We start from the raw sequence: 16919 nt of genomic DNA, 5'->3' as shown, positions 1-16919 counted from the left end.
CCCGGCAGGTGCTCCATACATCCGGCCCCACCGGCCGCTCGGGACGATGCCCCATCATGCTGCCCAGCCTGACCCTCGACCTACATGATCGGAAGCCTGACCAGCAACATCATCAGAAGTCTCCTAGAGGGTCACCTCGATGTGTGCGGGCTTGTGGTCCGACAGGGTGACGCCGCGCTCGACGTGGCAGCGCCGCACGCTGCCCTTGGGGGCGAAGAGGTAGTCGAGCTTCTTGCCCTGCCTGGTCCAGCCCCCGGTACGCCGCCCGCCCCGCTGATCGCACTCCTGGTAGACGCGGTAGAAGGGGGCGACGGCCCGGCGTCCGGCGGCGCTGCCGTAGCCGCTGTCGGGCGGTGAGACGTTCAGGTCGCCGCCGACGACGCTGCGGTATCCGGGCTTGGCGGAGATCTCCAGCAGGCGTTCGAGCTGCTTGGTGCGGTAGGGGGCGCCCGGCTGGCGGTCGTCGTAGTCGGAGCCGGAGGACAGGTGGGTGCCGCAGGCGCGTACCTTCCTGGCGGGCAGGTCGGCGCAGATGGCGGCCCGCTTGACGTACCAGGGCGGGGCGGGCAGCGGGTGGACCTCGAACGCGACCGCGTCGCCCGCCACCGCGACCGCGATGCTCTGCGCGCCGCGCGGGCGGCCGAGCAGGTCGGGATGGCAGGCGTACGGCGTGCCGTCCTGGCCGGTCAGGCCCCAGGAGCCGATCGTCCAGCGCCGGCCGGTGCGCCGTTCGAGCCAGAGCTCGAGCGTGCCCGTCGCGCCCGTGCAGAACTCCTGCAGGAAGATCACGCCGGCACGCCGGGCGAGCGCCTGCTTGCCGATGTGCTCGGCCAGCTCGACGGCGCCGGCGCGGTAGAGGCGGCAGTCGGAGTTGGTCCCCGTGCAGACGTTCCAGGTCATCGCGGACAGGTTCGCCTGCGGCGCGGGAAGCATGCTCGCCAGGAGCAGCAGGACATGTCCCACCATGGAGAGATATGTAATCACATGGTGGGCGCGACCTCGGCGGTGTCGCGCATCGTGTGGCCGGCGTCCACGCGCGCCAGGGCGCGCAGATGGTGGCGCCGGGTGTAGAGGATGGCCATGCCGGCGACGCAGCAGAGCGCGCCCAGCACGTACGGCACCGCCACCCCGACCTCCTCGCCCAGCTTCGTGGCGATGAACGGGGCCAGCGCGCCGCCCATCCAGCGCACGAAGTTGTAGCCCGCCGAGGCCACCGGCCGGGGAGCGTCGGAGACCTCCATGGCCGACTCGGTGAACACGGTGTTGTTGAGGCCGATGGGGATGCCGGACAGGATGGTGAAGACGATGACGCCCGCGTGCCCCGACAGCGCGATGCCGATCTGGAGCACGGCCAGCAGGGCCAGCGCCAGGTGCAGCACGTTCACCGAGCCGATCCTGCGCTGCAGCGGCGGCGCGGCGAACACCGACGACAGCGCCACGCAGACGCCCCAGCCGAAGAAGACGACACCGATGCCGTAGGCCGACATGCCGAGGATGAACGGCGTGAAGGCCAGCACCGTGAAGAACGCGAAGTTGTAGAACAGCGCGGTGAACGCGGTCGTGGACAGGCCGCCGTGCGCCAGCGCCCTGATGGGGGCGCTCAGGCGGGTCTTCTCGGCAGGTCCGGGCGTGGCCCTGAGCATCGTGGCGATCAGCACGAAGCCGACCGCCATGAGCGTGGCGGTGCCGAAGAACGGGGCCCGCCAGTCCCAGTCGCCGAGCAGCGCGCCGACGAGAGGGCCCAGGGAGATGCCCAGGCCGAGCGCGGCCTCGTACAGGATGATGGCCGACTCCGCGCCGCCGCTGGCGGCGCCGACGATGACGGCCAGCGCGGTGGCCACGAACAGCGCGTTGCCCAGACCCCAGCCGGCGCGGAAGCCGACGAGCTCGGCGACGCTGGTGGAGGTGCCGGCCAGCGCGGCGAACCCGACGACCAGCACCAGCCCGGCCAGCAGGGTGCGCTTGCCGCCGATGCGGCTGGAGACCCAGCCGGTGATCAGCATGGCCACGGCGGTGACCAGGAAGTAGCTGGTGAACAGCAGGGAGACCTGGCTGGGGGTGGCCTTCAGACCTTGGGCGATGGAAGGCAGGATGGGGTCGACCAGCCCGATGCCCATGAAGGCCACGACCGCGGCGAACGCGGTGGCCCAGACGGACATGGGCTGGCGGAGGATTCCGCCGCCGGTTTGCATGTTGCTCCTTCTCGTACGGGCTTTCCTACGAGCGGCCGAGCTTCGCCAGCACGGGCAGGGCGGCCGCGAGGGTGGCGCGCTCGTCCTCGGTGAGCGCCTCCAGTTCACGGGTGAGATGGGCGATCCTGGCCTGGCGTACGGCCCTGAGCCGGTCACGGCCCTCGGTCGTGAGCTCGACCGTCCTGACGCGGGCGTCGGCGGGGTCGGAGCCGCGGGCCACCAGGCCGGCGTCCTCCAGACGGTTGATCTGGACGGTCATGGTGGGGAGCTGGACGGCGTGCTCCTCGGCCAGCTCGGTCATCCGGCGGGGGCCGCCTTCCAGGGAGCCGAGGACTCCGTACTGCTGGCTGGTGACGGGCTGGCCGGCGACGGTGCGCCTGAGCAGGAGGACCAGGTGCCGCAGCACCGTCGAGACCTGTTCGGCCAGGTGGGTGGGGTCGTCCCTCATGGTTAGCACAACTAAGTTAGCCTGGCTAATATTCCGGCCGCCCGGCCTGAGGTCCTTCCGAAGAGCCAGCCTACGGCGCATCGCGGGGGTAAGGGCGGCACGGGACGGCATGAGATGGCGTGTAAGGCGGCACCACGCGGGCGACGCAGGCCGGGCGGCGCGGCGCGAGAAGCGGCGCTGACGCGTGAGGGCGCGTGGGCGGGGCGAAGGCGTGGTGGTTGCTCAAGCGGATCGCCGCGGCGGCACCTCAGCCCGCGCTACACCGGCGCCGGGTCGGCGGGACGTGGTGCGGCGGAGTGCGGCGCGGCGTGCGAACCGCACGCGATGCCGGAGCACAACACGTGACGTACAAGACACCAAGGGCACAGAGCCCACGATCGCGCGAAGAAGGGCCCGCGGAGCCGAGGGAGCGTGAGCACGTCCAGGAGGTTCGACGCGCTCACGCCGGCCCAGCGGCAAGTCGGGCGGTTACGGACGCTCGGTCTCCAGCCGAACCGTCTCCTCCACGGTCATCCCAGCCCCGCGACGGAGCGTCGGGTCCAGCGGGCGCAGGTACGTCTGCTGCACCCCGGGCACCCGGTCCTCGATGACGAACGTGGCCCGCGTGTACACCTCGGACCCCGGCGTCTGCACCTGCGGCACGACCTTGAAGTCGGCCGCCAGCTGGTCGCGCTCGATCTTCGTCAGCACGTATCCGCGCTGGTTGTTGTAGAACTTCAGATGCGGGTTGATGGTGAGGAACGGATGCTGCGCCGGGTCGGAGTCGGCCCCGTTCCCGCCGGTCGAGATCGACGTGGCCACCAGTTCGGAGCCCACGGTGGGCCCGGTCGGGTCGTCGTAGTCGAGCTTGAGGTCGCTGGCCCAGTGGGCGTGCACGTCGCCGGTCAGGACGACGGGGTTGCGCACCTGGGCGTCGATCCAGCCCTGGGTGATCCGCCGGCGGGAGGCGACGTACCCGTCCCAGGCGTCCTGGGAGGTGACCTTGACGGGCCCGGCGTTGTTGTCACGCTGGGCGAAGAAGACCTGCTGGCCGAGGATGTCCCACTGCGCGCGCGAGTGGCGGAAGCCGTGCAGCAGCCATTCCTCCTGCGCGGCGCCGGTGATCGAGCGGGCCGGGTCGACGGAGGCGGGGCAGTCGCGGTAGCCGTCGCCGCAGCCCTGGTCGTCGCGGTACTGGCGGGTGTCGAGCATGTGGAAGGTGGCCATCCGGCCCCACCGGATGCGGCGGTAGAGCTGCATGTCGATGCCGCGCGGGATGGAGGTGCGGCGCAGCGGCATGTTCTCGTAGTAGGCGCGGAAGGCGGCCTCGCGCCTGCTCAGGAAGTTCGGCTGGGGGTTCTCGGGCCGCTCGGGCACCTCGTCGGCCCAGTTGTTGTCCAGCTCGTGGTCGTCCCAGACGACCAGCCACGGCGCGGCGGCGTGGGCGGCCTGGAGGTCGGGGTCGGCCTTGTACTGGGCGTGCCGCTGGCGGTAGTTGGCCAGGGTCTCGGTCTCGGGTCCCTCGTGGTGGCGGATGTTGCCGCCGGGGATGGTGTAGGTGTTCTTGGTGTACTCGTACTGGTAGTCGCCGAGGTGCAGGATCAGGTCGGGGTGTTCCTCGGCCAGGCGGCGGTAGGAGGTGAAGTAGCCGTGCTCGTACTGGGCGCACGAGACGAAGGCCATGGCCAGGCCGCCGCCGTACGACAGGGGGTGCGGGGCGGTGCGGGCGCGGCCGAGCTGCGAGACGTACGGGCCGACGCGGAAGCGGTACCAGTAGTCGCGGTCGGAGCTCAGGCCCTGCACCTCGACGTGGACGCTGTGACCCCACTCGGGGGTGGCGACGGAGACGCCGGTGCGGACGACGCGGCGGGCCCGCTCGTCGGCGTAGATCTGCCACTGCACGGGGAAGGGCCGCTGCGGCATGCCGCCGAGCCCGTCCTCGGCCATCGGCTGCTGGGCGAGCCTGGTCCAGATCACGAAGCCCTCGCTGTCGGGGTCGCCGCAGGCGACGCCGAGCGTGAACGGGTCGGTGGTCAGGCCGCGCGAGGCGAGGCTCTGCGCGCTCTCGGCCGCGGGGTCGGGGTCGGCGTGCGCGGCACCCGCGGGGATCGCCGCGGCGGCGCCTGCGGCTAACCCTGTGACGAGGAAGTGTCTGCGGTTGAGCTTGGACACGTGTGGCTCCCGGGACGATCAAGGAACGAGGGTTGACCCGTAGCCTGACTGAGGATCATGACTACGCGGTGAACACCACACAACACCAAAAAGGCGACATCCTTCGCGGATGTCGCCTTATTTGGCAATTTCCACCGTCACATTGTGGCGCCCCCGCCAGGCCGTCAGCGGCCTGCCAGACGTGATCGTCTCACGCGTCCAGCGCGGTGACCTGCAACGACGCGCCGGACTACCAGCCGCGCTCGGCCAGGCGGTGCGGCTGCGGGATCTCGTCGACGTTGATGCCGACCATGGCCTCGCCCAGGCCGCGCGAGACCTTGGCGATGACGTCGGGGTCGTCGTAGAAGGTCGTCGCCTTGACGATGGCGGCGGCGCGCTTGGCCGGGTCGCCCGACTTGAAGATGCCCGAGCCCACGAACACGCCCTCGGCGCCGAGCTGCATCATCATCGCCGCGTCGGCCGGGGTGGCGATGCCGCCCGCGGTGAACAGCACGACCGGCAGCTTGCCGGTCTTGGCGACCTCGACGACCAGCTCGTACGGGGCCTGCAGCTCCTTGGCGGCGACGTACAGCTCGTCCTCGGGCAGCGAGGTGAGCCGCTTGATCTCGGCGCGGATCGTGCGCATGTGGGTGACGGCGTTGGAGACGTCGCCGGTGCCGGCCTCGCCCTTGGAGCGGATCATGGCCGCGCCCTCGGTGATGCGGCGCATGGCCTCGCCCAGGTTGGTGGCGCCGCAGACGAAGGGCACGGTGAACTGCCACTTGTCGATGTGGTTGGCGTAGTCGGCCGGGGTGAGCACCTCGGACTCGTCGACGTAGTCGACGCCGAGCGACTGCAGCACCTTGGCCTCGACGAAGTGGCCGATGCGGGCCTTGGCCATGACGGGGATCGAGACGGCGTTGATGATGCCGTCGATCATGTCGGGGTCGCTCATCCGGGACACGCCGCCCTGCGCGCGGATGTCGGCGGGCACGCGCTCGAGGGCCATGACGGCCACCGCGCCGGCGTCCTCAGCGATCTTGGCCTGCTCGGGGGTGACGACGTCCATGATGACGCCGCCCTTGAGCATCTCGGCCATGCCGCGCTTGACGCGCGCGGTTCCGGTGACGGGGGTGCTTTCTGGCGTGCTGGTCGACACGGTCATCCTCACGGGCTCTCACGGCGATTCGGTAGGTTTTCAAGCCCATCGTAGGTCCTGGAGGACCCCTCCTCCGACATGCCAAGATGTCAGGATTCGCCCCGTGACTTCTACGGAATGACGGGCTTGCGGCTGGCGAGGGCGACCCAGACCTGGCCGGGGGCGAAGTTCATCGGCTCGCCGCTCTCAGTGGTGAACGTCGTGCCGCTCTCCTCCGATTCCCGTTCCCACCGCGCCTTGAAAGCTTTACCGTCACGCAGCACGATCGCGGAACCCTTGCCCGTGGTGTGCACGAGCGGCGTGTAGCTGTCGTTCTTGTCGTGGAACTCCGAGCGCTCGGTCTTGGTGTACTGGACGACGATCGTCGGCGCGCTGAGCTGGCCGCCCTCCGCGGCCATGTTCTTCTTGCCGTCCTGCCAGATCATCCACTGCTGCTTGTCCTCCGACCAGGCGAAGGTGAAGCGGGCCGCGGGCCACTTGACCGTGTACGACTTCTTGTCGACCCCGCCCTCGGCCGGCGCGTCGCCGAAGCTGAAGCCGATGTCCTTGGCCTTGCTCGCCTTGGGCGCCTTGGCCAGGAGCTGCTTGGTGTTGGCGAACAGGTTGTAGGGGGCGAAGCGGCCGGGCTGGCGGAAGTAGGCGCCGGGGTTGCGGGTGTCGCCCACGTCGTACAGGGACGCCTCGGCGATGAACGGCAGCATCTTGGTCTGCGCGCCCGAGTACGAGAAGGCCGGCTTGCCGAACTGCGGCGCGATGTGCAGGTCGGAGATGCGCGCGCTGCGCACGGGGCCCACCTTGGCCGGCAGCTTGGAGGAGAAGATGGCCATGAGGCGGGTCAGCCCGGCCTCCACCTGCTCGATGTAGACGATGTCCGCGCTCTTGAGCCCGAGCTGGGGCTTGCCGGCCGCGGTGTTCTCGATCTTCACCGCGAGCACGGGCTTGAGGCTCGCGTACGGCTTGCCGGTGAACGGATGCGTCTTGACCTCTTCCGGTTCCACGCTGGGCGCCGCCGTCGCGGACGGCGCCGGTGCCTGGCCGGCGGCCGGGTCGTCCGACGAACAGGCCGCCACGGGCAGCAGCACGGCCGCTCCGGCCAGGTAGACCGTGATCATCCGGGGTAGCCGCACGTGTAACTCTCCTCGCTTCAGCCCGAAAACGGGATGAAGCTTACTGGCTTCCCCAAATCAGGTCATTCAGTTGCCATAGCTGCGGGCGGATTGTCATCAATCTCGAAGAATTGCGGGTACTCCGTGTGCCCGGCCAGGCGCAACGTCCTGGCGAGCCAGCGGTCCTGGGCCGCGCGCGTGACCCCGACCGCGTTGTTGAAGAAGCGGCGCGAGTAGACCACCTTGGCCACGGCCGCGTCGAGCTCCTCCAGCAGCTCGCGCCCGCCGGGCGACTCCGACAGCTTCTCCCTGAACCGCTCCTGGTCCACCACCGCCCGCAGCGTCCGCGACAGGTCGCTCTCGGCGTGCTCGCGCTCCTCCGGCCCGGCCGACCTGGCCTCGTGCGCCGCCGCGGCCAGCACCAGGGACGTGGCGGGGTCGAGCAGGCGCGAGCCGGCCAGCTCCAGCACCACCGCGCGACGCCGCATCAGCGCGGCGTCCAGCGACTCCTGGGCCAGCTCCAGCCGGATGTGCAGGCGGTCCAGCCGCCCGGCCCGCCAGGAGATGTAGACGGCCGTGAGCACGACCACGATGCCCACGATCAGCACGATCATGGTGGATGTCACAGGTCTTCCTCCACGCGTCCCGCGCCGCTCGTGGTGACGGTCTCGTAGACGCGGACGACGTCGCGCGCCACCGTGGACCAGTCGTACTTCCTGACCGCGACCAGCGCCTCGGCGGCCAGCTTGGCCCGCCGCTCCGGCGCGTCGAGCAGCGCGGCGGCCTCGCGCGCCAGCGAGGCGGGGTCGCGGTTGGCGAACAGCGCGCCCGCCTGCCCGTCGCCCAGCACCCTGCGGAAGGCCGGGATGTCGCTGGCCAGCACCGTCGCCCCGGACGCCATCGCCTCGGCCAGCACGATGCCGAAGCTCTCGCCCCGCGTGTTGGGCGCCACGAACACGTCGACCGAGTGGTAGGCGCGGATCTTGTCGGCCTCGCTCACCATGCCCAGCACGGTCACCCGGTCGCGGAACTCCTTCGGCACCTTGTCGAAGACGTCCTTCTCGTCGCCGGGGCCCGCGATGAGCAGCTTCACGTCCGGCCGCTCGGCCGCCAGCGTCCTGAACGCGTCGAGCAGGATCGGCAGCCCCTTGCGCTCCTCGTCCATGCGGCCGAGGAAGCCCAGCGTGGACCCGTCGGGGCCCCAGCCGTCGAGCGGCTCCGCCTCGGTGTAGCGGGCGACGGTGACGCCGTTCGGGATGAGCACGGTGTCGCCGCCGAACTGCTCGACCAGGCTCTTGCGGGCCGCGTCGGAGACCGCGATGCGGCCGCTGAGCTTCTCCAGCGCGCTGCGCAGCAGCGGCTCGGCCACGGCGATCGCGCGCGAGCGGGTGAAGGAGGCGTGGAAGGTCGCCACGATCGGCCCCTTGGCCGCCCAGCAGGCCAGCACGCCCAGGCTCGGGATCAGCGGCTCGTGGATGTGCAGCACGTCGAAGCCGCCCGTGCGCACCCAGCGCCGCACCCGCGCGGCCGACAGGAACCCGAACGACATCCTGGCCACCGACCCGTTGTACGGCACCGGGATCGCCCGCCCGGCGCCCGTCACGTACGGCGGCAGCTCCTCGTCGTCGGCCGCGGGCGCGATCACCGACACGTCGTGCCCCTGCGCGATCAGCGCCTGGGCCAGGTCGTCGATGTGCTGCTTGACGCCGCCCGGCACGTCCCACGAGTACGGGCAGACGATGCCGACCCTCATCGGGGTTCCAGGTCGTCGAGCCAGAGCCGCTGCAGCATGTGCCAGTCCTCCGGATGCTCGGAGATGCCCTTCTCGAACACGTCGGCCAGGCCCTGCGCCACGGCCGCGACCTTCTCCTGACGGGTGCCCTCGGCGGGGACCGGCAGCTCGGGGTGGATGTGGATGCCCCAGTCGTCGCCCACGAAGTAGACGGTGGCGGGCAGCAGCGCCGCCCCTGTCTGCACCGCCAGCAGCGGCGGCCCCGCGGGGTACTTGGTGGTCGCGCCGAAGAAGCTCACCTCGACGCCGCTCTTGGTCAGGTCGCGCTCGGCCGGCAGGCAGACCACGCCGCCCTTGCGCACCCGCGTCGCCAGGGTGCCGAAGTTGTGCCCGTCGCCGCCGGTGAGCGGCAGCACCTCCATGCCCAGCCCCTCGCGGAAGGCCACGTAGCGGCGGAACAGCGACTCGGGCCTGAGCCGCTCGGCCACGGTCGTGAACGGGTGGCCCACGCCCACCAGCCACGCCCCGGCCTGGTCCCAGTTGCCCATGTGCGGCAGCGCCAGCACCACGCCGCGCCCGGCCGCCACCGTGCTGTGGATGTGCTCGGCCCCGATCACGTGGGTGCGGCGCACGAGCTCGCCGCGGTCCATGGCGGGCAGCCGGAAGATCTCGTGGAAGTAGCGGAAGTACGAGCGCATCCCGGCCCTGGTCAGCTCGCGCAGCTGAGGGCTGCCGACCTCCAGGCCGGTCACCCTGGCCAGGTTGGACTCCAGCCTGCGCACGGACTTGCCGCGCCTGCTCCAGACCCGGTCGGCCAGGAACCGGAAGGCCGCGGCCGTCGGCCGCTGCGGCAGCAGCGGCACGAGCTTCCACCCCGCCGCGAACCCGGCCGCCACGACGCGGTCGCCGAAGGACACCTTCTCGCTCATCTCTCCCTCGTCTGCTGGTGGACAGCGACCACCCGCTGCCCGACGGTGATCAGGCTCGCCACCGCGAGCAGCCACATGCCCACGGGCAGGATGTACGGAACGCCGAGCCCCGAGAAGCAGGCGGCCACCAGTGCCACCACCAGCCGCTCCGGCCGCTCGGCCAGCCCGACGTCGGCCGTGAGCCCGAGCCCTTCCGCTCTGGCCTTGGCATAGGAGACCACGGCGCCGGCGATCAGGCACACCAGTGTCACCGCGGCCATCAGAGTGTCGTCGACGGAGATGAAGTACATGATCAGGCCGGCGAAGATGGCGGAGTCGGCGACCCGGTCGAGCGTGGAGTCGAGGAAGGCCCCCCAGGTGCTGCCCCCCTTCCCGCCGAGCCGGGCCACCACGCCGTCGAGCAGGTCGAACAGCACGAAGACAGTGATGACGAGTGCCCCCCAGGTGAGCTGCCCCAGGGGGAAGAAGAGCAGGGCGGACACGACGGTGCCGAGGGTGCCGACCGCCGTGACGGCGTTCGGGCCGATCCCGCGGCCGACGAGGGCCCTGCCCAGCGGGGTGAGTATCCGGGTCATGGCCGGGCGCAGGAGTTTGAGCATCGCGGTCCGATCGTAGGCCATGACGCGCCTGACAACTTTCTTTGCCCCACCCCCCTTGTGATATCCGCCACACGGGTATTTGGTGAACACACCGCGTCCATGCGGTTTCCATTCCCTCCGCGCGGGCGCGGCGTTGGCACACAACCGACGACGCGGGAGGCCGATGTGGCGGAAAGAAACTCTGGTGGTGCCGTGGGAGCCGCGGGCAGGGCACCCGCGGCCGACCGGGCGGATGCGATACGCAATGTCGTGCTGGTCGGCCACTCAGGAGCGGGTAAGACGACCCTCGTCGAGCAGTTGCTGGCCTCGACGGGCACCATCCAGCGCCCGGGACGGGTGGAGGACGGCAACACGGTCAGCGACTTCGACGAGGTGGAGGTCCGGCAGCAACGGTCGGTCAACCTCTCCGTGGCGCCGCTGGTGCACAACGGCATCAAGATCAACCTTCTCGACACCCCGGGCTACGCCGACTTCGTGGGCGACCTGCGCGCGGGGCTGCGCGCGGCCGACGCGGCGCTGTTCGTGGTGTCGGCCTCCGACGGCGTGGACGGTCTCACCCAGATGCTCTGGGAGGAGTGCTCGCAGGTCGGCATGCCGCGGGCGGTCGTGATCACCAAGATCGACCACCAGCGGGCCGACTTCGACGAGGTGCTCGCGACCTGCCAGGACATCTTCGGCGACGGCGTCGCGCCGCTCTACCTCCCGGTGATCACCAACGGTCACGTCAACGGGCTGATCGGGCTGCTGACGCAGAAGTTTTACAACTACGCCACGGGCGAGCGCACGGTGAAGGAGCCGGGCGCGGAGTACGAGGCGCAGATCGAGGAGCACCGCGGCGTGCTGATCGAGGGCATCATCCAGGAGAGCGAGGACGAGTCGCTCATGGAGCGGTACCTCGAGGGCGAGCCCATCGACACCAAGGTGCTCATCGACGACCTGGAGAAGGCCGTCGCGCGCGGCAGCTTCTACCCGGTGCTGTGCAGCGGCATCGGCGTGGGCGCCCAGGAGCTGCTCGAGCTGATGACGCAGGGCTTCCCGTCGCCGCTCGAACATCCCATGCCCGAGATCACCGACCTGTCCGGCAAGCCGGTCAAGGGCATCACGTGCGACCCCGACGGGCCGCTCGTGGCCGAGGTCGTCAAGACCACCAGCGACCCGTACGTGGGCCGCATCAGCCTCGTCCGCGTCTTCTCCGGCACCCTGCGCCCCGACATGACCGTGCACGTCTCCGGGCACGGCCTGGCCGACCGCGGGCACGAGGACCACGACGTCGACGAGCGCATCGGCACCCTGACCTGCCCGCTGGGCAAGCAGCAGCGCAACATCGCCAAGGGCATGGCCGGCGACATCGTGGCCGTGGCCAAGCTGTCGCGTGCCGAGACCGGCGACACGCTGTCGGAGGTGGAGCGCCCGCTGCTGATGACGTCCTGGACCATGCCCGACCCGCTGCTGCCCGTGGCGATCAGGGCCAGGTCCAAGGCCGACGAGGACAAGCTGTCGCAGGCGCTCGGCCGGCTGGTGGCCGAGGACCCGACGCTGCGCCTGGAGAACAACGCCGAGACCCGCCAGCTCGTCCTGTGGTGCATGGGCGAGGCGCACACCGACGTGCTCCTCGACCGCCTGGCCAAGCGGCACGGCGTGGAGGTCGAGCGGATCGAGCTGCGGGTGCCGCTGCGCGAGACGTTCGGCGGCAAGTGCCAGGCGATGGGGCGCAACGTCAAGCAGACCGGCGGCCACGGCCAGTACGCCATCTGCCATCTCGAGGTCGAGCCGCTGCCGTCCGGCGGGGGCTTCGAGTTCGTGGACAAGATCGTGGGTGGCGTGGTGCCCCGGCAGTTCATCCCGTCGGTGGAGAAGGGCGTGCGGGCCCAGATGGAGCGCGGCGTCGTCGCCGGTTACCCGATGGTGGACGTGCGGGTCACCCTGTACGACGGCAAGGCGCACTCCGTCGACTCCTCCGACATGGCCTTCCAGATCGCGGGCCAGCTCGCGCTGAAGGAGGCCGCCTCGAAGGTCCCGACGCTGCTGCTGGAGCCCGTGGACGAGCTGGCGGTGCTGGTGGCCGACGACCACGTCGGGTCCGTGATGTCCGACCTGTCGTCGCGGCGCGGGCGCGTGCTCGGCACCGAACCGGTCGGCACGGGCCGCACGCTGGTCAAGGCCGAGGTGCCCGAGCTGGAGATCACGCGGTACGCGATCGACCTGAGATCCATGTCACACGGCACGGGCACGTTCACGCGCACGTTCCTGCGCTACGAACCGCTGCCCGCGAACCTCGCAACCAAGCTGACGGCCGCGGATTGAGCTCCGCGGAGAGCCGGGAGGGATTTGTCCCTCCCGGCCCAGCAGTAGGCTTTTGTCACAAACGTGTCACGACTTGATTTCGGTTTTTCGTACCGAGCATGCCGGAGCAGCTGTCACACTGGGTGGCACTATGCGAACTGGACGCCCACTCCTAGCCGCTGCCGCCCTGGCCGTCGCCACGACGACCGCCGCCTACGTCTTCGGACCCGCGGAGAGCCCGGCAGCGAGCGAGAAGAAGACGACCGTCGCCGCACCCCCCGCTGCGGCCTGCAAGGCCGATGCCCGCTTCCCGAAGCGTGAGCTGCGCGGAGTGTGGATCGCCACGACCCAGAACATCGACTGGCCCTCCAAGGCCGGCCACGGCATCGACCGGCAGAAGGCCGACTACGTCAAGATCCTGGACAACGCCGCCAAGCGTAACCTCAACGCGGTCTTCGTCCAGGTCAGGCCCGCCTCCGACGCCCTCTACAAGAGCTCGCTGGAGCCCTGGTCGCAGTACCTGACCGGCACCGCGGGCAAGGATCCCGGGTGGGACCCGCTGCCGTTCCTCATCGACGAGGCGCACAAGCGCGGCATGGAGTTCCACGCCTGGTTCAACCCCTACCGCGCCTCCTACGGCGACAGCGCCTCGGCGCTGCCCGCCAACCACCCGGCGCGCCGGCACCCCGACTGGACCGTCAAGTACGGCGGCCGCCTCTACTACAACCCCGGCCTGCCGGCCGTCCGCGAGCACGTGACCAAGGTCATCACCGACGTGGTGGACCGTTACGACATCGACGGCGTGCACTTCGACGACTACTTCTACCCCTACCCCGTGGCGGGGGCGAAGTTCGACGACACCGCCGCCTTCCGCAAGTACGGCAAGGGCGCCACGCTCGCCGACTGGCGGCGCGGCAACGTCAACAAGCTCGTCGCGCAGGTCGACAAGGCCGTCCACGCGTCCAAGCAGCACGTGAAGTTCGGCATCAGCCCGTTCGGCATCTGGCGCAACAAGGCCCAGGACCCGACGGGGTCGAGCACGTCCGGCATGTCCGCGTACGACTCGATCTACGCCGACGCGCGCGCCTGGATCAAGTCCGGCACCGTCGACTACGTGCTGCCCCAGCTCTACTGGCCGCGCGGGCACAAGCTGGCCGACTACAACACGCTGGTGCGCTGGTGGTCCAACGAGGTCAAGGGCAGCGACGTGCAGCTCTACATCGGCCAGGGCGCCTACCGGGTCGGCGCCAAGGACGACAGGACCTGGCTCAAGCCCGGCGAGCTCACCGGCCAGGTGGGCGTCAACCGCGCCAGCAAGCAGGTCGACGGCGCCGTCTACTTCAGCGCCAAGAACCTGATGGCCAACCCGCTCGGGGCGGTCGACCGGATGGCCAAGGCCCACTACAGCCGCCCGGCGCTGCTGCCGCTGCAGGACTCGCTCGGCGGCTCGGCCCCGGCCGCCCCTGCCGACGCCAAGGCGGCGGGCACGCGGTTGTCCTGGAAACCCTCGGAGGGCGCCCGGGCGTACGCCGTGTACCAGGTGCCCAAGTCCGGCAAGGACTGCCACACCACCGACGCGCGGAACCTGGTGGCCGTGGTGAGCGACCCGTCCTACGCCGCGAAGTCGGCGGGCACGTACCTGGTCACCTCGCTCGACCGCCTGCACCACGAGAGCAAGGCGGTGAAGGTCAAGGTGGACGAGGTCTGAGCCTCGCGTGACGCCGAAAGGCCGGTCGACTCTCGACCGGCCTTTCGCCATTTTCTCCTCTTTCTTGGGCCATGCTGAGGCTTATGCGACTGATCCGGATCTTGTCCTGTGCGGCCGTCAGCGTGCTCCTGCTGGGCCTCGTCGGCCGGCCTGGGAGGTCATGACCTCGATCGGGAGCTCCCCGGAGCCGTGGCGTGGATCCGGGACGGGCTGGCGGGGATCGACCTGGGCACCGGTGACGAGGTGGTGGTCGGCTGATCCCGGCCCTCTCGCGAGCCGCCTTCATCTCCCGTAGGCCCGCCAGGCCTGGGCCAGACCGGCGACCGCCTGGTCCAGCAGGTCCGGGGGCAGGGCGAAGCTGAGGCGCAGCCGGTCGCGGTGGCGGCCGTCCGGGGAGAACAGGGAGCCGGGCGCGACCGCCACGCCGTGCTCGCGCGCCACGACCGCGAACCTGTCGGTGTCCGTGCCCGGCAGCCGTGCCCACACCGACAGCCCGCCCGCCGGGCGCGTCCACGTCCACTCGGGCAGGTGCGCGGACAGCGCCGCCAGGCAGTGCTCCCTGCGGCGCGCCAGCTCGGCCAGCCAGGGCCGCACGGGGTTGCGTTCGAGCAGGTCGGTGGCCAGCCGCTGGGCGACCGCGCTGGTCGCCAGGTCGGCGTCCACCTTGGCCTCGGTCAGGCGGGCCAGCAGCGGCTCCGGGGCCGCCAGCCAGCCCACCCGCAGCCCGCCCCACAACACCTTCGACAGGGACCCGACCGTCACCGTCCCGTACGGATGCGTCCGGGCCAGCGGCTCGGGCGGCGGCGTGCCGTCGTACACGAGGGCCGCCAGCGTCCGGTCCTCCACCACCGTCACGCCCGCGTCCCTGGCCAGTTCGGCGACGTGCCGCAGCGGCGGGACCGCGCCGGTCGGGTTGTCCACGCTGACCGCGTACACGGCGGCGGGGCGATGGCGGGCCAGCGCCTCCTCGACGGCGGCCGGCGCGCCGAGATCGACGGCCACCACGTGCGCCCCCGCCCGCCGGAACACGCTCAGCGCGCCCCCGTAGGCCGGGTCCCCCACCAGGACGCGGTCACCGGGCCGCAGCAGCACCCGGGCGGCCAGGTCGATGCCCTGCTGGGCGCCCGCCGTGACGAGGACGTCCTTCGGGTCGGCGCTCTCGCCGCTCGCCAGCACCGTCCTCAGCCGGGGATCGCCCATCGCGTCGTACCCGTGCCCGCTGGGCACCCTCAGCAGGTCCGCCGGGTCGATCGAGGGCAGGACGAGGTGGGAGGGGTCGGGGACCACGGAGGTGGACAGGTCCGCGCGGACGGCCCCCGCCTGCAGGAGCCCGCCGAACGAGGGGGTGCCGAGCACGTACGTGCCGCTCCCGTGCCGCCGCTCGCACCATCCCTCCTCGCACAGGGCGTTGAACGCCGCCGCCACCGTCCCCCTGCTGACCCCGACCGCCTGGGCCAGGTCGCGCTCCGACGGAAGGCGGGTGCCGGGGCTGATGAGGCCGGTCTGGGCGAGGTCGGCGAGCGCGCCGGCCAGCCGCCGGCTGGGCGGGCCCTGGTGGAGCCGGAGGCGGTCGCGGACGAGTGTGACGAGGGTGTCTTCCCTTCCCATAGCCACCATTATCCCGATACTGTGCCACCCATCGCGCAATTGGCCCATCAAATGTCGTCGTGTCGGGCCACTGGAGGAAGGAGTGCGGGTGGAGGAGGCCAAGTTCATCTGGATGGACGGGGAGCTCGTGCCGTGGGGCGAGGCCCGGGTGCACGTGCTGTCGCACGCCCTGCACTACGGCACGGCCGTCCTGGAAGGCACCAGGGTGTACGAGACGCAGGACGGGCCCGCCGTCTTCCGGCTGGACGACCACCTGCGGCGGCTGGCGGCCAGCGCGCGGATCATCGGGCTGGCGATGCCGTACACGATGGACGAGCTGCGCGAGGCCACGCTGCGGACGGTGGCCGCGAACGGCCGCCCCTCCTGCTACATCCGCCACCTCGCGCATCGCGGCTACGGCGAGATGGGCATCGCGGCGCGCGGCTGCCCGACCACCGTGTCCATCGCCACCTGGGAGTGGGGCGCGCTGCTCGGCTCCGGCGTCCGGCTGATGACCAGCTCCTGGCGGCGTAACGACCACACGATCGTGCCCACGGCCGCCAAGGCCACCGGCCCCTACCTGAACTCCGTCCTGGCCAAGCACGAGGCGCTCGACGCCGGCTACGACGAGGCCGTGCTGCTGAACTCCGCCGGCTACGTCAGCGAGTGCACCGGGGCGAACCTCTTCGTCGTCCGCGACGGGGTGCTCGCCACGCCGCCCGACAGCGCGGGCGCGCTGGCGGGGCTCACGCAGGACACCGTGGAGCGGCTGGCCGCCGGTCTCGGCCTGCCGGCCGTCAGGCGCGAGCTGATGCGTTCCGACCTCTACACCGCCGACGAGGTCTTCCTGTGCGGCACGGCCGCCGGCGTCGTGCACGTCTCCTCGGTCGACCGCCGGGAGCTGGGCACCGGCCCAGGCCCGGTGACGGCCAGGCTGGCCGACGCCTACGACGCCGTCGTGCACGGCAGGGACGAGCGCTACCGCCACTGGCTCACCCCGGTGGCCGGCTGAGACGCGACGATCGGTCCGTACGATCGCCGTCCGG

The 16919-nt window shown here is 71.0% G+C and carries 15 protein-coding genes; 4 read left to right on the top strand and 11 right to left on the bottom strand.

The window, feature by feature from the left end; translation table 11 throughout:
- Nucleotides 1-123: 123 nt before the first annotated feature.
- From ACBJ32_RS50405 to pgsA, 10 genes are all read right to left on the bottom strand, one after another.
- The gene (locus ACBJ32_RS50405; RefSeq protein ID WP_375132985.1) at nucleotides 124-966 is read right to left on the bottom strand and encodes an endonuclease/exonuclease/phosphatase family protein; all 843 of its coding nucleotides are present in this window, start codon (nucleotides 964-966) and stop codon (nucleotides 124-126) included.
- A gap of 14 nt (nucleotides 967-980) precedes the next feature.
- On the bottom strand, nucleotides 981-2159 hold the full coding sequence (locus tag ACBJ32_RS50400) for an MFS transporter (RefSeq protein WP_375132984.1): 1179 nt from the start codon (nucleotides 2157-2159) through the stop codon (nucleotides 981-983).
- Between the two features lie 58 nt (nucleotides 2160-2217).
- Nucleotides 2218-2640 carry a MarR family winged helix-turn-helix transcriptional regulator gene (locus ACBJ32_RS50395; RefSeq protein WP_375132983.1) on the bottom strand — a complete coding sequence of 141 codons (423 nt, stop codon included), beginning with the start codon at nucleotides 2638-2640 and terminating at the stop codon, nucleotides 2218-2220.
- A gap of 468 nt (nucleotides 2641-3108) precedes the next feature.
- Entirely contained in the window at nucleotides 3109-4791 is a 1683-nt protein-coding gene (locus tag ACBJ32_RS50390; protein ID WP_375132982.1) for an alkaline phosphatase D family protein, read from the bottom strand.
- Between the two features lie 229 nt (nucleotides 4792-5020).
- Entirely contained in the window at nucleotides 5021-5935 is a 915-nt protein-coding gene (pdxS, locus tag ACBJ32_RS50385; RefSeq protein ID WP_357876595.1) for a pyridoxal 5'-phosphate synthase lyase subunit PdxS, read from the bottom strand.
- 104 nt (nucleotides 5936-6039) lie between these two features.
- Complete coding sequence (locus ACBJ32_RS50380; RefSeq protein ID WP_375132981.1) at nucleotides 6040-7056, bottom strand: DUF3048 domain-containing protein; 1017 nt, start codon at nucleotides 7054-7056, stop codon at nucleotides 6040-6042.
- Between the two features lie 62 nt (nucleotides 7057-7118).
- A complete protein-coding gene (locus tag ACBJ32_RS50375; RefSeq protein ID WP_357876165.1) occupies nucleotides 7119-7661 on the bottom strand; it encodes a hypothetical protein in 543 nt (180 codons plus the stop codon).
- Nucleotides 7658-8788: a glycosyltransferase family 4 protein gene (locus tag ACBJ32_RS50370; protein WP_357876167.1), complete on the bottom strand. Its 1131-nt coding sequence runs from the start codon at nucleotides 8786-8788 to the stop codon at nucleotides 7658-7660. Before ACBJ32_RS50370 ends, ACBJ32_RS50375 begins: the two co-directional genes overlap by 4 nt.
- Nucleotides 8785-9696 (bottom strand): phosphatidylinositol mannoside acyltransferase, encoded by a 912-nt coding sequence (locus ACBJ32_RS50365; RefSeq protein WP_375132980.1) that lies wholly within the window; start codon nucleotides 9694-9696, stop codon nucleotides 8785-8787. The genes ACBJ32_RS50370 and ACBJ32_RS50365 overlap by 4 nt, the downstream gene beginning before the upstream one ends.
- Nucleotides 9693-10316: a phosphatidylinositol phosphate synthase gene (pgsA, locus tag ACBJ32_RS50360; protein WP_375132979.1), complete on the bottom strand. Its 624-nt coding sequence runs from the start codon at nucleotides 10314-10316 to the stop codon at nucleotides 9693-9695. Before pgsA ends, ACBJ32_RS50365 begins: the two co-directional genes overlap by 4 nt.
- Before the next feature lie 144 nt (nucleotides 10317-10460).
- On the opposite strand from pgsA, the gene ACBJ32_RS50355 reads away from it, so the two are divergent.
- The 3 genes from ACBJ32_RS50355 (at nucleotide 10461) to ACBJ32_RS50345 (ending at nucleotide 14544) form a co-directional block, all read left to right on the top strand.
- The gene (locus ACBJ32_RS50355; RefSeq protein ID WP_375132978.1) at nucleotides 10461-12599 is read left to right on the top strand and encodes an elongation factor G-like protein EF-G2; all 2139 of its coding nucleotides are present in this window, start codon (nucleotides 10461-10463) and stop codon (nucleotides 12597-12599) included.
- A gap of 130 nt (nucleotides 12600-12729) precedes the next feature.
- Entirely contained in the window at nucleotides 12730-14286 is a 1557-nt protein-coding gene (locus ACBJ32_RS50350; protein WP_375132977.1) for a glycoside hydrolase family 10 protein, read from the top strand.
- A gap of 108 nt (nucleotides 14287-14394) precedes the next feature.
- Entirely contained in the window at nucleotides 14395-14544 is a 150-nt protein-coding gene (locus ACBJ32_RS50345) for a hypothetical protein (protein ID WP_375132976.1), read from the top strand.
- A 24-nt stretch (nucleotides 14545-14568) separates the two neighbouring features.
- On the opposite strand, the gene ACBJ32_RS50340 is transcribed toward ACBJ32_RS50345, so the two are convergent.
- A complete protein-coding gene (locus ACBJ32_RS50340) occupies nucleotides 14569-15894 on the bottom strand; it encodes a PLP-dependent aminotransferase family protein (protein ID WP_375132975.1) in 1326 nt (441 codons plus the stop codon).
- An 88-nt stretch (nucleotides 15895-15982) separates the two neighbouring features.
- Between ACBJ32_RS50340 and ACBJ32_RS50335 the strand changes: the two genes are divergently transcribed.
- Nucleotides 15983-16885 carry a branched-chain amino acid transaminase gene (locus tag ACBJ32_RS50335; protein WP_375132974.1) on the top strand — a complete coding sequence of 301 codons (903 nt, stop codon included), beginning with the start codon at nucleotides 15983-15985 and terminating at the stop codon, nucleotides 16883-16885.
- Nucleotides 16886-16919 lie beyond the last annotated feature (34 nt).

The organism is Nonomuraea sp. GTA35, assembly GCF_041950525.1.
In the GTDB taxonomy this organism is placed as follows: domain Bacteria; phylum Actinomycetota; class Actinomycetes; order Streptosporangiales; family Streptosporangiaceae; genus Nonomuraea.
Note: the sequence above shows the minus strand (reverse complement) of the source record. Positions and strands in the feature narration are given on the sequence as shown.